General features: G+C 48.0%; 9 protein-coding genes and 1 tRNA gene. 6 read left to right on the top strand and 4 right to left on the bottom strand.

Going from position 1 to position 14,296, the window contains the following annotated elements; genetic code table 11:
* Positions 1-11 precede the first annotated feature (11 nt).
* The 3 genes from G459_RS0119465 (at position 12) to G459_RS0119475 (ending at position 6,038) form a co-directional block, all read left to right on the top strand.
* Positions 12-2,621 (top strand): ABC transporter permease, encoded by a 2,610-nt coding sequence (locus G459_RS0119465; RefSeq protein ID WP_026969141.1) that lies wholly within the window; start codon positions 12-14, stop codon positions 2,619-2,621.
* 454 nt (positions 2,622-3,075) lie between these two features.
* On the top strand, positions 3,076-3,408 hold the full coding sequence (locus tag G459_RS0119470) for a PadR family transcriptional regulator (RefSeq protein WP_026969142.1): 333 nt from the start codon (positions 3,076-3,078) through the stop codon (positions 3,406-3,408).
* Positions 3,408-6,038 carry an ABC transporter permease gene (locus G459_RS0119475; protein WP_051315322.1) on the top strand — a complete coding sequence of 877 codons (2,631 nt, stop codon included), beginning with the start codon at positions 3,408-3,410 and terminating at the stop codon, positions 6,036-6,038. The genes G459_RS0119470 and G459_RS0119475 overlap by 1 nt, the downstream gene beginning before the upstream one ends.
* Positions 6,039-6,119: 81 nt before the next feature.
* On the opposite strand, the gene G459_RS0119480 is transcribed toward G459_RS0119475, so the two are convergent.
* Positions 6,120-7,382 (bottom strand): hypothetical protein, encoded by a 1,263-nt coding sequence (locus G459_RS0119480; RefSeq protein ID WP_026969144.1) that lies wholly within the window; start codon positions 7,380-7,382, stop codon positions 6,120-6,122.
* A gap of 386 nt (positions 7,383-7,768) precedes the next feature.
* On the opposite strand from G459_RS0119480, the gene G459_RS0119490 reads away from it, so the two are divergent.
* Entirely contained in the window at positions 7,769-9,151 is a 1,383-nt protein-coding gene (locus tag G459_RS0119490) for a 3-keto-alpha-glucoside-1,2-lyase-like domain-containing protein (RefSeq protein ID WP_026969145.1), read from the top strand.
* Positions 9,152-10,153: 1,002 nt separating this feature from the next.
* Here the strand turns inward: G459_RS0119490 and G459_RS0119500 are convergent.
* Positions 10,154-10,227, bottom strand: a tRNA-Ile gene (locus G459_RS0119500).
* Positions 10,228-10,385: 158 nt separating this feature from the next.
* On the opposite strand from G459_RS0119500, the gene G459_RS0119505 reads away from it, so the two are divergent.
* Both G459_RS0119505 and G459_RS0119510 read left to right on the top strand, forming a co-directional pair.
* Positions 10,386-11,015, top strand: a complete 630-nt coding sequence (locus tag G459_RS0119505) for an HAD family hydrolase (RefSeq protein ID WP_026969147.1) — start codon at positions 10,386-10,388, stop codon at positions 11,013-11,015.
* Positions 11,008-12,117 carry a site-2 protease family protein gene (locus tag G459_RS0119510; RefSeq protein WP_026969148.1) on the top strand — a complete coding sequence of 370 codons (1,110 nt, stop codon included), beginning with the start codon at positions 11,008-11,010 and terminating at the stop codon, positions 12,115-12,117. The genes G459_RS0119505 and G459_RS0119510 overlap by 8 nt, the downstream gene beginning before the upstream one ends.
* A 37-nt stretch (positions 12,118-12,154) precedes the next feature.
* On the opposite strand, the gene G459_RS0119515 is transcribed toward G459_RS0119510, so the two are convergent.
* Together G459_RS0119515 and G459_RS0119520 are read right to left on the bottom strand one after the other, a co-directional pair.
* Positions 12,155-12,451 (bottom strand): rhodanese-like domain-containing protein, encoded by a 297-nt coding sequence (locus G459_RS0119515; RefSeq protein WP_026969149.1) that lies wholly within the window; start codon positions 12,449-12,451, stop codon positions 12,155-12,157.
* Between the two features lies 1 nt (position 12,452).
* On the bottom strand, positions 12,453-14,294 hold the full coding sequence (locus G459_RS0119520) for a T9SS type A sorting domain-containing protein (RefSeq protein ID WP_026969150.1): 1,842 nt from the start codon (positions 14,292-14,294) through the stop codon (positions 12,453-12,455).
* Between the last annotated feature and the right edge of the window lie 2 nt (positions 14,295-14,296).

Genomic DNA, 14,296 nt, shown 5'->3' on the forward strand with positions numbered 1-14,296 from the left:
CGGCCTCTTCAATGAAACCAAGACCTCCCAAATGGGCTGATAAATTCCTGACCTGGTATTGCCGGGAAGATCTCCTCGATGAAATTCAGGGGGATATCTACGAACTCTACGAAAGAAAATCCAAGGAAAGCATACGGGCTGCCAACCGGCAGTTTGTCTGGAATGTGCTGCGCTTTTTCAGGATCAAAAATATCAAAAAGAAGAAATCTGAATCCTATTCAAATTCTATTACTACTGCCATGCTGAAAAACAACCTGCTCGTATTTTTCCGGAGTTTCCGCCGGAACCCAGGTCACTCGCTGCTCTCGCTTTTTGGCCTTTCCATTGCCTTTGCCTGTACTTTTCTAATCTCCCTCTGGGTCATCAATGAATTCTCTTTTGATCGATTCCACCAGGATTCCGACCACCTGTACAAGGTCATCTCCCATGTGGATGCAAACGGCTCTGTGCAGACAGAATTTCTGGCTGGATTCAATATGAACGCAGAAAGCATCCCTGAGGTGGAAGAGGTGACGCATATTTCGACAGGTTCCAGATGGCCCCATGAATTGTGTTTCTGGCCGGAAGGTGGGGCAGAGGAATGCGTTTATTTCAACGGCATATACGCAAGCCCGAGTCTCTTTTCTACCTTTTCTTTTCCGATTCTCAGCGGGGATCCCAATCCTCTAAAAGATGTAGCACAGATAGCGATCTCCGAGAAAATGGCCAAGACACTGTATGGCGAGGAAAGTCCCTTGGGGAAGATCATCAACATAGACGGGTCCAAAGAAGTAGCTGTTGCAGCAGTCTTTCAGGATGTTCCCTCACAGTCATCCATCACCTTTGATTTTGCACTCCCTTTCTCTATCCTCCAGCGGCAATGGGGCATCAATGACGAAGGCTTGCAGGCCCAGTTTTTCGAAGTATATGTGAAAACTTCCTCCCAGCTACCGCCTGAGCAGCTTTCCGCCAAACTCAATCAGTCTACCGTGATAGGCGAGGAATACCTGGGCAAGAAGATCTCCTATGAAGCAGTGCCGTTTACTGACTGGCATTTAAACAATACCTACGAGAATGGGAAGGCTGCCGGAGGACGAATTGATAATGTAAGACTTTTCACCCTGATCGCCTTGCTGGTACTGGCCATGGCGGTGATTAATTTTGTAAATCTATCTACGGCCAAGGCAACCTTGAGAGCCAAAGAAATCGGCGTGAGAAAGGCCATTGGAGCAGTGAAAAGCAGTCTGGTGGCGCAGTTTATGAGCGAATCCTTTGTCATGGTACTGGCGGCATTTCTGTTGGGAATAGGCTGGACCATCCTGACTTTGCCGACATTCAATAGCATCATTGATGACAGCTTGTCCCTTTCACTGATTGGGGGGATGAATGTCTTTTATCTGCTGGTTTTTCTGCTTGTCGTTGCTCTGCTGGCGGGATTATATCCCTCTTTGGTGCTTTCCTCTTTTCAATCTGCCAGGATACTCAAGGGAATGAACAATTTCACGGGCTCCCTGAATATCCGCAAAGTACTCATGGCGGTGCAACTCTGCCTTTCCCTGGGGATCATCCTGTTCAGCTCGGTGATTTATTTCCAGCTGGATTTTATCCGGGATAAAAACCTGGGTTTTGACAAGGAAAACATGATCCGGATGGAGCCAACCTATGGATTGCTGAAGACATACGATGCCTTCAAGACTGAGGCACTCAAGAGTGGTGTGATCACGGATATGACAGTGACCAATGCAAATCCTTTGATCCTGGGCAATAACACCATTGCCGTAGATTGGCAGGGGAAATCACCTGATTCACAGATCAGCTTTCAGACCATTGGAACTATCGACAATTTCCCGGAAATGTTTGGGCTGGAGCTGCTGGAAGGAAGGGGTTTTCTGCCGGTTCCACAGACCAAGGATTCACTTGCCTCAGAGGCTTTGATTACGAAGACAGCTGCAGCCTATCTGGGTTTTGAGAATCCGATTGGTGAAAAAATAAGAATCCATAACTACATGGATTGTGAGATTGTCGGCGTGGTAGATGATTTTCATACGGGTTCTCTAAAAGAGTCTCTGCAGGCGGTGATCATTTATAGAAATGTGGTGACGCAGCTTTCCGGGGTCTATATCAGATACCAACCGGGAGAGGCTCAGGCAGCCTTGGCGGCCATCTCTGAGTCGTATAAAACCTTTGAGCCCAATGTCACCCTCAAGTATTGGTTTCAGGACGAGACATTTGACGACATTTACAAAACCGAATCCATTGCATCCAATCTGGTCTTGGCATTCTCCGCTATCTCTATCATTATAGCAATCATCGGAATCGTAGGCTTGGCGACTTTCAATACCCTGAGGAAAACCAAGGAGATTGGCGTACGAAGAGTATTTGGAGCTTCCCAATTCGAATCCCTTCTGGTACTGGTCAAAGAATTTGGGTGGGTTTTGTTGTTGTCATTTGTTGTGGCGTTGCCACTATCATGGTTTGCTTCGCAAAAATGGCTGAACACCTACACCTACCGGACGGAAATCCCTTGGCTGGCATTTCTGGTGATTATTCTTGGTGCATTGCTTTTGATTGTCTGTATCATTTGGGTCCAAAGTCAGAAAACCATATCCACGAATCCTACGAAATCGTTGAGAAGTGAATGAGAGTATTGGGATAGGATAGACCAAAAAATAGCCTGCACCTGAAGTCGATCCAGGAAAAATAGAACAAAATATTTTGCGGCACTTTGACATGTGTTGCCATTGACTTTTTAGGGTGACATTGTTTTCCAAACCAGAAATCACCGGTTTCGTCCCATTTTTTTTGTTTAGTGGATAGCTGCTGCTAGGTTCGCTAAGGGATAAGCAATCTCAGAAAGGAAAAGAGAGGACAGCGTGAAATTGGCAAGGGGAAAAGCATCAAAGTCAGTCGTCATTTTGTTGGTCGATGGCGAACAAACATGTCCGCTAAATGACTGGGTGCCCCGACCAAACCCCTCCCAGTTACCGATTATCGCACATTCCTGAATGGCATCATTATAGGTAAATGAATTCAAGTTTTCATATTACATACATTTAAGTAAATAATAGGTTACTCATCTAGAAACGAGCCCCCTCCATGAAAGGAACAAATTTGGGAGAATTCGAAGAACTGGTTTTACTCACTGTCGCTGTCCTCATGGATGAAGCATACAGTGTCGCGATCTGTGATGAACTTGAAAAAACCACCGGGCGGGTGGCGAAGCTCGGAGTAGTTCATGCCGTGCTTAACCGTCTCGAAGAAAAAGGTCTGACCAAAAGTCAACTGGGTGAGGCAACAAACGTCCGGGGCGGAAAGCGAAAGAGGTTTTACCAAGTGACTAACGCTGGGAGGGAAGCTTTGATCAAGTCAAAGGAAATAAGAGATGAACTTTGGGGCCGTATTTCTGACCTGTCTTTAAGTGGAATTTGATGGCTAATAGATCTCCATATCCTCCCAAGTGGGCAGAGCGCTTTCTTTCTTGGTATTGCCGTCCCGAACTGCTGGAAGACCTTCAGGGAGACCTCAACGAATATTTCGACAGGAACTTGAAAAAGAAGGGTGTCCGAAAGGCCAGATTTATCTATGTGCTCGATGTCCTGAAGTTTTTCCGTCCCTACACCATCCGCAAACCTGAAATTCTAAATCTACTTATCAACTTTCTTATGCTGGGTTCCTACATCAAAACTTCGCGGCGAAACCTTGTCCGCAACAAACTGTTTTCCGGTATCAACATCTTTGGACTGGGAGTCAGCATGTCGGTCGGGCTGCTGATGATTGCCATGCTTGTGGACTTGTATTCCTATGATCGCTTCCATGTCAACCACGACAGGATTTACCGCCTCATCAGCCGCTTTGAGCAAAATGGGCATTCGAATTCAAATTTCTTTGCCACTTCCTCATTGAAGGCTGGAACATCCATCAAAGAATCGGTGAATGGGGTGCAGGACGTTGCATTGCTTAAAGATGGTTTTTCTGGTGATCTGGAATCGGCAGATAAAAAACTGCCGATAAAAGGGTACTGGGCAAATGAATCATTCTTTGACGTTTTCTCCTTTGAGCTGGTTCAGGGCAATCCGGCCACTGCATTGTTGGAGCCGTTTCAGGTGGTTCTCACGGAGAGTTCCGCACTTAAACTCTTCGGCACGACCCAAGCCTTGGGCATGGAGGTAGGGCGTGAGGATCGGGCGTACGTGGTGACGGGAGTCATGAAGGACCCGCCGGTTTTTTCACACATCAAGTTTGAAATGCTCGGATCGCTCAGGTCCCTGGAAGTCATAAATCAGGATAATCCTGATCTGATGAAGTGGGACAACATCTGGGATACCTGGTCTTACCTGCTCCTGGATAAGGACGCGGATGCAGCCAAGATGAAAGCGAGTTTGGATCAATTCAGCGCCCAGGAAGACAAAACCGTCCAAAACACCCACATCGAGCTTGACCTCCAACCGCTGAGTGATATCATGGTAGGTGAGAACCTTGCCAATCAGATTGGCCCGACGCTTGGAAGTACCGTGCTTCGGATATTTATCGCCCTGACCATTGTATTGTTGTTGTCGGCCTGTTTCAATTATACCAATCTCTCAGTGGCACGGGCAATGGGCAGATCCAAGGAAGTCGGAATCCGAAAAACTATCGGGGCATTTAAGAGTCAGATTGTGGGGCAGTTTATTATCGAGTCAGTCATCATTTCCCTATTGGCTCTTGGATTCTCGCTGGTGCTGTTCTTCTTGATCCGTCCCCATTTCCTGAGTATGGAAGCTTCTCTGCAACACCTTTTGCGACTCGACCTTTCCCCAGTACTGGTGTTCTTTTTCGTAGCCTTCGCGGTGTTCATTGGCATAGCCGCAGGAGTGATCCCGGCGGTTTCTTTTTCCCGGATCAATACAATCGCTGCTGTCAAAAATATGATGTCATCACCGGGAGTGAAGGGAATATCCATGCGCAAAGCCCTGATTGTGTTCCAATACAGCATCTCGATAATTGCGATCACGGCCACACTGATCATCTTCAAACAGTACAAGCATTTTATCCATTACGATCTCGGCTTCAGCACTGAGAATGTACTCAATATCCGACTTCAGGGCAACGGCGCCGACTTGTTGAGAAACGAACTCAACAAACTCGCAGAGGTCCAGGAAATATCACAGTCAATGCTGATTTCCGGGATAGGGCATTACTCGGGCGTTTCAATGAAAAACCCAAATGATCCACTTGATTCGGCTACTGTCTACTACAACACCGTGGACGAGAATTACCTGGCCTTGCATCAGCATCGGCTGCTTGCAGGTACCAATTTCAATCCCAAACCTGTTGATTCTGTTGAGACAGAGGTTATCGTAAATCAGGAAGTGATCAAGCGGTTCAATATTGCAGACCAACGGGTTCAGGATGTGGTCGGGCAGATGGTCAGCTTAGATGGGAAGGATCTGGTGATTGTAGGGGTTGTTGAAAACTTTGAGTATGGAAAGGCAAATAACCAAACAGGCAAAGAGGTGGTTTTTCGCTATGCAAACAATAACGCTAACTACCTCAATGTAAAGGTTCAGTCTCAGGATTTGCCCGCAACCTATGCAAAGATGGAAGCCATCTGGAAACAGCTGGATCCGGCGCATCCCTTTGACGCGAAATTTTACAACCAACAGATTCAAGACGGTTTTAAAGGGTTGGAAGCCAGCGTTAAGATCGGCGGATTTCTGTCCTTATTGGTGATTTGTATCTCCTCGATAGGCTTACTGGGTATGGTAGTGTACACTACCGAGCTGCGTATCAAAGAGGTGAGTATCCGTAAAGTGATGGGATCGTCTGAAGTGGGTCTATTGGCACTTTTAAGTAGAAGTTTTGTAAACCTGCTGACAGTCTCTGCGGTGATTGCTATTCCGGCAACCTATCTGTTTTTCGATAAGATTCTGCTGCCCCAGATCCCCAACTCCCTACCGCTTGAACTGCCCGAAATGGTTCTGGGAAGTTTCGCTGTGCTGATGGTAGCCTTGCTGATGATTGGTTCGCAGACGCTTAAAGTCGCCCGTACCAATCCTGCCGACGTATTGAATCGGGAGTGATCGGAAAAGTTAACTGGTAAATTGCGAGAGGAACCAAAAAAGGTGTTGTAGGGGAAAAGGAAAGAACGGGAGACTGACGTGTCATTCGGCCGCCCAGACCTTTTCACCCGACACCAAACGGGTGTTTCTCACTCCGCCCGGGCCTTCAAAGCGGTATTGCACGCCCACGATCTCGATTGCAGGATTGGCGATGTGGTTTTGGTAGACAAGCTTCCCATTGGCGTAGAAACGAATCTCACGGTCCACACACGTGACTTTGACCTTGACCCAATCGTTCAGCTCGCTGCCAAGACCACTCAGGTCTTCCTCCCGACTGTTTGTCCCCACTCCAAAGCCTCCCAAAAAAAGATCTCCCACGCATTCGGGACGGGAAAGTGCCATGATCAGGATGTCATTTTTGGCCTGCAGATAGATGTCAACCCGCTGACAGGCCGCCTTGCCCTCCGAAAAGCCTGACCTGACTTCGGTTTCAAATTCGAAATTGTCGGTATAGAAGCCTTGCAGGTTGGCCTGGTTATAGAGTCTGACTTCTGGCAAGTCCGGATGAAGGCTCAGGTTATACCGCTGAAGCAAATCCTCGCTGACCTCGATAGCCCCGGCTTTGGCAATCTCTGCCTTTTCAAAATAAAGGGGCCGTTCGCCCCATGGCGCAGTGACGAGCCCCAGCCAGCCGTCGGTCATGATCTGTATGTCATGCTCTTTGAGTACCTGCTCACCTGCCATCAGCTTGGCTCTGAAGTAGCCGGGATAGTAATAGATGGAGGAGTGATGGCGGGCGTTTTTGTCAATGGCATACTTACGGCGGACGTCCCAAGTCTGGCTGATGAAGGCAGAGTCCGAATCCTTAATCCCGGACGCTTCATAGTCAAAGATCACCGAATTGGGCAGCCCACTGGAAAGGACAGTCTTGGAAGAAAAAGTGAAGTCTGCCGGATCGTATCTCGGCATCGATTTCCAGTAGATCAGCGCGAACACCACCAGCACCACCGAGATCCCGGAGAAAAGATAACCTCTCAGTGGCAGGATTCTCTTACGAATCGGGACCGTTGGTTTATGTTCCAGAGGCTCCACCTTTTGTCCCGTTTTCCCCGTCGAGTTTTCAAACTGCCGCCAGTCGGCAAAGCCCGCGAATACAGCCAGGGCATTGAGCGTGGAGATGGAAGGACTGCTGCTGTACTTTACCTTTCCGAAAAACCGCTTTAAGGTCGATACGCTCAGGCTTACCGAAGTCACGTTCAGGATTTCCTCACTGAGTTTCTCAAAATCATAATTGGTCCAGTCCTCGGCCGATCCCCTGGCTAGACGTTCCTCAACGGTATCTTTCAGTCTTTCAGCAGCTTGCATAGTGGTTTAGGCTTTCAAACAAAGCTATTCATTTTCCGGAAGCATGATAGCGCATTTCTTGGGGATATGCGGTAGCCAAACGATGGCATCTCAGGATTGAAACAAACTTGAACTGTTTTTGAACAAGCGGTTTCACCGTTCTCAGGACACTTTGCAGGCATTCCATGAAAACAAAAACCAATGAAATCGAGCATAACCCAAAGCGGCAAACAGAGGGATGATTATGGTCAAGGCGAGATTCCATGTGGCCTTAAAGAAAAAATATAGACACATAAAATCGAGCATAACCCAAAGCGGCAAACAGAGGGATGATTATGGTCAAGGCGAGATTCCCCCGAAAAAAATCGGGACAGGCTATGTGGCCGCAAAGCAAAAATTATAAACACATGAAAAAGCGAATGATGTTGATCGGCATGCTGCTTCCCCTCTGGGGCGCATACAGCCAGACGGGCACTGTTCCGATGAGCCCGGAGAGTTTTGAATTCACACCCGGGACAGTTGAATTTGTCACCTTCAAAGACCGGCCCAGTATAAAGCTGGCAGCCAATTCTGGCCAGGTCGTAATCAAGGGACTTAACTTCAAGGACGGCACCATCGAGTTTGACGTCGAATCGATCTTGCCCGGCTTTGCACAGTCGGTGTATTTCCACAAACGCGACGAAAAAGAGCAAGAGATTGTATATCTCAGAGTTGCCAATGCCGGCGATACCCTGGCCAATGAAGCCGTCCAATATTGCCCGTATATTGACGGTGTAAATATGTGGGACATGTACCCCAACTATCAGGCGCCTGCTCCGATCAAAAAGGGCGACTGGAACCATATCAAGCTGGTGATCCACGGGAAAAGGATGCAAGTCTACGTCAATGGCGACACCTGGCCCGTGTTGGACATTCCCAAACTGGAAGGAATCTATGGAGAAGGTGGAGTGTCCTTTGAGGGAGCTTCCTACATCTCCAATATCAGCGTCAGACCGGAAGACACTGGGAATCTTTCTCCCGAAGAGGGTCCGGATTTGACCCGCCACCAATCCAACTACCTCCGGGAATGGGCTCTTACGGAGCCAGTGGTGCTGGAGTCAGGCCGGGAGGCTACCCGTGAGCAACTGCTAGATGGTGACCTTTACAAGGATGTAATCACTGCCGAGAGAGAAGGTCTGATCAACCTCACCCGGAAGTTTGGAATGAATCAGGAAAGAAAGGTGGTTTGGCTCAAAGCTGTGATAGAGAGTGCCTCAGCCCAAGGCAATTTTCTTGACCTGGGATTCAGCGACGAGGTATGGGTTTTTTTGAACGGGCAGATGGTCTGGGTGGACAAGAACCTCTTCCAACAGGGTGCAGGAAAATATCCCAAAGGAAGAATTTCAGTTGCCAACACACGCGTCCCGCTCAATCTGAAACCCGGAAAAAATGAGGTCACGCTGGCAGTTGCAAATGATTTCTATGGCTGGGGAGTCATCGCTCGTCTTGGAAGTACCGATGGAATCCTGGCGATCGGTAAATTCACCCCACCGCCGGTAGTCCCTATTGAAGACATTAACCAGTATCTGGGGAGCTATTCCAGTAAAATGGCTCCTGTTAAACTGACGCTTACCTCAGAGAACGGCATCCTCATGGCCAAGGCCGGTGACCAGCCGGATCTTGCCCTCAGCTACCGCGGAAACCATCACTTTGAGAATATAAAGGAAAACATCAAGCTGACCTTTCATCCAGACCAGAACACGCTGATTCTGATTTCAGGCGGCCAGGAATATGAATTCACAAAGGAATGAGATGGTAAGAGGGTGGGGTGTGGCATCTTCCGATAATTTTCCGTGACTTGGATGATGCCACATAAAACTGTTGGCCTTCGCTTGATGATACAAGTCCTTCCACTTTCCACCCACCGTCTCCCTCGTTTTATTGCCTGCTCGGCTCAGATCTGGAAAAGGATCCGGGAGAAATCAATGTTCTCTCCCAGCAATTCCCGGGGATCCGGTATTCATTGATCAGGGACTGGCAGAATCCTCCCCCTTCTCGATGTAGGACTTAAAACCCAACTCAATCCCTACTCGAACCGGAGTGGTCGGATAAAACGAAAGGGCTGAAACCGTCCCCAAAGCAATCGGTGCCGATGATGGTTATCCAGTCTGATTCCGAGGGCGCAGCTTAGAGCTTTTTGAAAAAAGACTGACCTTGCCTACTACCACTGCACCGCAAAATGTGGCGTCAGGTTTAAAGCAAAAGACGTAAATGAGGCTTTCCTTAAAAAACTCTCCGAGTTCAAACCAAAACCAGGGTTGAAAGAAGTTTACAAAATCATTTTTGAGGAGGTTGGTAACCGGCTGAATGGAACTGCTGTTTTAGAGCAGAAGAAGCACCAAAAAGAGATTGGAGATCTGAATTCAAAGTTGGCTAAAGCAAGGGATCTATTGATCAAGGGTGATATCTCCAGAGATGACTACAGGGAAGTGAAAAAGACTTGCAGCGAGGAGACTTTTTTTGCTGGAAACCCACCTGGACAACATCGAACCAAATTCCGACAAAGAACTGAGTAAAAATTTTACAAAAGCCCTTTCAGTGGCTGGAAAGCTGGATTTCCTTTTTTCGAAAGGAGACTTAGGTCAAAAAAGGAGGATAGTTGGTTCGATCTTCCTTGAAAATATCACCTTTGAGGGTTAAAAAATCGAAACTGTCGAATTAACGAAGTAGTCGATCTTATCTATTTGTTTAACAATGAGTTAAAGACCAAAAAAATGGGCAAAGTCGATTAAAAACGACTTTGCCCAGATGGGTGGGCCCACTTGGAATCGAACCAAGCACCTACTGATTATGAGTCAGTTGCTCTAACCGAATGAGCTATAGGCCCGGAAATTCCAGTGCTTTTTTCTCCTCAATTTGCAAACTTTTGGTCCATTCAAGAGAGCACTTCAAAACCCCTGTTTTTGGGCTCCAAAGAGCCCTCTACCTTGGTTTTGGGAGTGCAATGTTACATATTTGAGTTCAAATACACAACCACGAATACGAATGAAAAATGCCCCTGATGCCGACTTTTTGATCTTTGATTTGGGCAATGTGATTATCGATTTGGACTACAATCGGGCATTTGATCTGATCAGGGCAGAGGTTCCTGCCATGCACCATTCCAAGGTTGATATCTTTTATCTGACTGACTTTCATAAGGCTTATGAGAAAGGAGAGATCGATTCTCCGACGTTTAGAGATGCGGTTCGAACATACTTCGAACAAGTCTGGGACGACCAAAAGGTCGACAGACTATGGAATAGCATTCTCGGGAAAATCCCTCAAAAAAGACTGGACCTGATTGCCAAACTGAAAGAAAACTATCAATTGGCGGTGCTGAGCAATACCAATGCGATCCATATTGATGCGGTCTACGAGATGCTGAAGACTGATCATCAGATGGATCGTTTTGAGCCGCTCTTTGACCGAATCTTCTACAGTCACGAGATGGGACTGGCTAAGCCGTCCACTGAAATCTATCAAAGCATGTTGACGGAACTTGGCACAACTGCTGATCGGGTGATTTTTTTCGATGATCTGGATGCCAATGTCAAGGGAGCGGCTTCTATTGGCATCAACGCGATCCAAGTGACTGGTCCGAATGTGATCTTTGACTTTTTCGGTCATGTATAAGCCGAAAGAGTACCTCATCCACGGACTGCTCTTGCTTTTCACGCTCATCACGACCACCTTGGCGGGAGGCGAATGGGTCTATGGAAAGTCGGTTATCGGTGATGGCGAGTCGCTTTTGACCTGGGAATATTTCGTCAAGTCTATGGCATTTTCGATCCCATTCATCGGGATTCTGTTGATTCATGAGCTGGGACATTTGTTGACCTCGATCTACCATCGGGTGAAATGCAGTCTGCCTTTTTTTCTTCCTGTTTGGCTGGGATTTATCGGCGTGCCGTCAATCGGCACTTTTGGAGCTGTTATCCGTATAAAAGGCTTTGTCAACAGCCGTAAGAAATTCTTTGATATTGGCGTAGCAGGGCCGATCGCGGGCTTCGTGGTGGCGCTGGTTGTGCTGGTGTATGGATTTACGACTTTGCCGCCTGCGGAGTACATCTATTCGGTACATCCCGAATATGCAGATCCGGATTTCAAAGGATACGGCGAAGACGTGATGGATTTTGAGCTGGGCGGTAACCTCCTTTTTTGGGGAATGGGGGAGCTCTTGGCAGACGTTGATCGCATGCCTGCGATGTCTGAGGTGATTCACTATCCCTACCTCTTTGCTGGCTACTTGGCGCTGTTCTTTACTGCTTTCAATTTGTTTCCAATCGGTCAACTGGATGGAGGACACGTCGTATTCGGACTGTTTCCCAAGCACCATGGATGGATTTCCATCGCGGTCTTCACACTTTTCCTGGCGTATGCCGGGATGGGAGTGATCCGGCCCAATATGCCCTTGGAGGAGCTTATGCTTAGTATTCCGCTTTATGTGGGATTTCTGTATCTCTGCTATTCGAGAACGGATTTTTCGGTTCAGACTAAACTCACCCTTGCACTTTCATTGGCTGCTGGACAATACCTGGTGGCCTTTTTAAAACCGGAATGGGAAGGCTATCAGGGCTGGCTTTTATATGCTTTTCTTTTGGGAAGATTCATGGGGCTTAAGCACCCTGAAGTGTCCGGAACCAAGGAGATGGATTGGAAAAGGAAATGCGTAGGATGGCTCGCTATTCTGATCTTTGCCCTGTGCTTTTCACCTCGGCCATTTATCTTTTCCTAAAAAAAAGCCGGAGATCAATCCGGCTTAATATTCTTTTTTAAAGGGCTCGATAGGCTAAAATTCCCCCGGTTACATTCCGTACCTGACTGAATCCTTTGCTTTCCATAAACTTCTTCGCATTGCCGCTTCGCGCTCCTGATCGGCAGTGGACGACGATCTCTTCGTCCTTGTAGTCGGCTATCTCACTGATTCGATGGGGAAGCTCGCCCAGTGGGATGTTTTCTGCTCCAAGATTATCTTCTTCGTATTCCCATTCTTCTCTCACGTCGAGAAAGTGGAATTTTTCCCCCCTGTCCAGGCGGTCTTTCAATTCGGAAACGGTGATATCTTCCATGTTATCTGTTGACTAAAATTCGAAATGATTTCGTGCCGGACTCGGAAAATAGGTTCACGACGTAGATTCCGGGCCGCTGTCCTTCAAAATTAATAATTTCTCCTTCATCGCTTTGCTCCCGTTGCAAGAAAATCTGTCGGCCAAAGGAATCGAAAATCGCAATCTCTGCAAATTTGCCGTCGATGTGCAGCTGATTCACGACGGGGTTGGGATAGATTCTAAAGCCAGCTTCGGGCGCGACGGCTTCTTCAAAAGGCGGGGCCAGCGATACGTGGGGGCGGATCATCAGGGAGCCTTTCACGTCTTCATTTTGTACCCAGCCTGCGCCAACGTCATAGAAAATCCTATCTCCATGGTCGTTCACCTTGTCCAAGCCAACGTGGATGAAATCATTGGAATATTGGCTGAAGCCGACGTGAAACTCACCCGACACCCGGATGTTTGTGTCCAGTTCGTAGTAGATGAAAGTTTGCCCCGGCACTTTGGCTGGGATAAATGACTCCTTCACCAAGATCGGACTCTGGTCGATTTCGTCCCAGACTACGATATCTACCGCCTGATTTGCCTGGCTTGCATTGCTGAAGTTGATCGAAATGCCTTTGAGGTAGACTGGTTCGGGAGAATTGAATCTCACCGCCAGCTGGCCTGCCCGCTGATTGATTCCGGCCGCGTAGTCCGCCGAGCCGTTGTCAAAAGCAAAAAAGTCACGGACAGGGAAGACGGTCTTTACCGTGTCATTGACCCGATAGTCAACCGAGCTGAAACGGGTCGTATCGCCGTTTTGAACTTGGAAAAGAAAATCATCCCCCGAGGTGAGCGAAGTCCGCGCGATCAGATCTGTTTCGGTGGATGGAACCGGAACCTCGTCAAAATCCCTGCTCAGGAAGGTTCTTCTTTCCAGTGAGTTTGGAACTGGATCAAATGGTGTATTGGAATTGACCGACAAAAGCTGATTGCCGGTGCTGTCTTCGATGTCGATGGAGTATTCCATTGCCCGAAAGCGGTCTTCCAGATTTAGAAACTCGTTTTGAACTTGCGTCCAAAGCCCCGATTGTTCTTGCTGCAGCAATTCCAACGGATATGCGCTGTAATCTCCGAGACTCAGCTGGTTGCGTTGCGTCAGTGCCCGGTCCCGATAGTCAAGATCATCTTCACTTCTGCCCGTGTTCAGATAGATGTAATCAACCAACCAGCTGTCAAATGGGCCTACCTGTCTGCCGTTGGAAAAAAACCGGAACTGAAAGCCGGCGTGTTGCCATTCGGGGAGGATTTTTATGATCTCCTGGGTGAAAACAGTCCTGTCGGGATCTTCTCCTCCAGGTTTGAGCCAGACTGTATTCCAGTTGCCTTGGCCATCTAGCACCTGAAGTGTCAGCCGATCCCGTCCATCTGGTGCCTCTGCTTTTCCTCCCGACTGCCAAAAGAAGCTCAGATACAGACTTCCCTGCTGAGAAGGGGTCAAGGTGCTCAGGTCAAAGGGTTTGCTGGTCAGAAAGTCACTTTCTCCCTGATCCCGGATCTGAAGCGAATAGGGAGCCCCATTTTGATCCACTCCATTGAAGAGGATCTGCCCGAGGGAAGGCGGATTTTGCCCGATGGTCTCTGTGTATGAGGCACCGGAGACGGTCCATCTTAAGGTGTCGATGCCCGTCGAGAAGTCGTCCCAAAAGGGCAGCGAATTAGCAGCCTGAGTCCTGGATGAGATTGTATTTTGGGATCCTTTGTGAAACCGTTCTTGGTGAATCGGAGCAAATTCGACGAACTGGGCCAACGCTTTTTCACTTTGCAAGACAATCAAGGCAAAGCAAAAAAATAACGTCCAGCTTCCAGCGGTCTTTTTCAATC

Origin of the sequence: Algoriphagus terrigena DSM 22685 (genome assembly GCF_000429445.1) — a bacterium.
GTDB lineage: Bacteria > Bacteroidota > Bacteroidia > Cytophagales > Cyclobacteriaceae > Algoriphagus > Algoriphagus terrigena.

Excerpts from the sequence above, each read along its gene's own strand:
- G459_RS0119465 (WP_026969141.1), top strand. The coding sequence starts at position 12 with ATGAAACCAAGACCTCCCAAATGGGCTGATAAATTCCTGACCTGGTAT.
- G459_RS0119470 (WP_026969142.1), top strand. The coding sequence starts at position 3,076 with ATGAAAGGAACAAATTTGGGAGAATTCGAAGAACTGGTTTTACTCACT.
- G459_RS0119475 (WP_051315322.1), top strand. The coding sequence starts at position 3,408 with ATGGCTAATAGATCTCCATATCCTCCCAAGTGGGCAGAGCGCTTTCTT.
- G459_RS0119480 (WP_026969144.1), bottom strand. The coding sequence starts at position 7,382 with ATGCAAGCTGCTGAAAGACTGAAAGATACCGTTGAGGAACGTCTAGCC.
- G459_RS0119490 (WP_026969145.1), top strand. The coding sequence starts at position 7,769 with ATGAAAAAGCGAATGATGTTGATCGGCATGCTGCTTCCCCTCTGGGGC.
- G459_RS0119505 (WP_026969147.1), top strand. The coding sequence starts at position 10,386 with ATGAAAAATGCCCCTGATGCCGACTTTTTGATCTTTGATTTGGGCAAT.
- G459_RS0119510 (WP_026969148.1), top strand. The coding sequence starts at position 11,008 with ATGTATAAGCCGAAAGAGTACCTCATCCACGGACTGCTCTTGCTTTTC.
- G459_RS0119515 (WP_026969149.1), bottom strand. The coding sequence starts at position 12,451 with ATGGAAGATATCACCGTTTCCGAATTGAAAGACCGCCTGGACAGGGGG.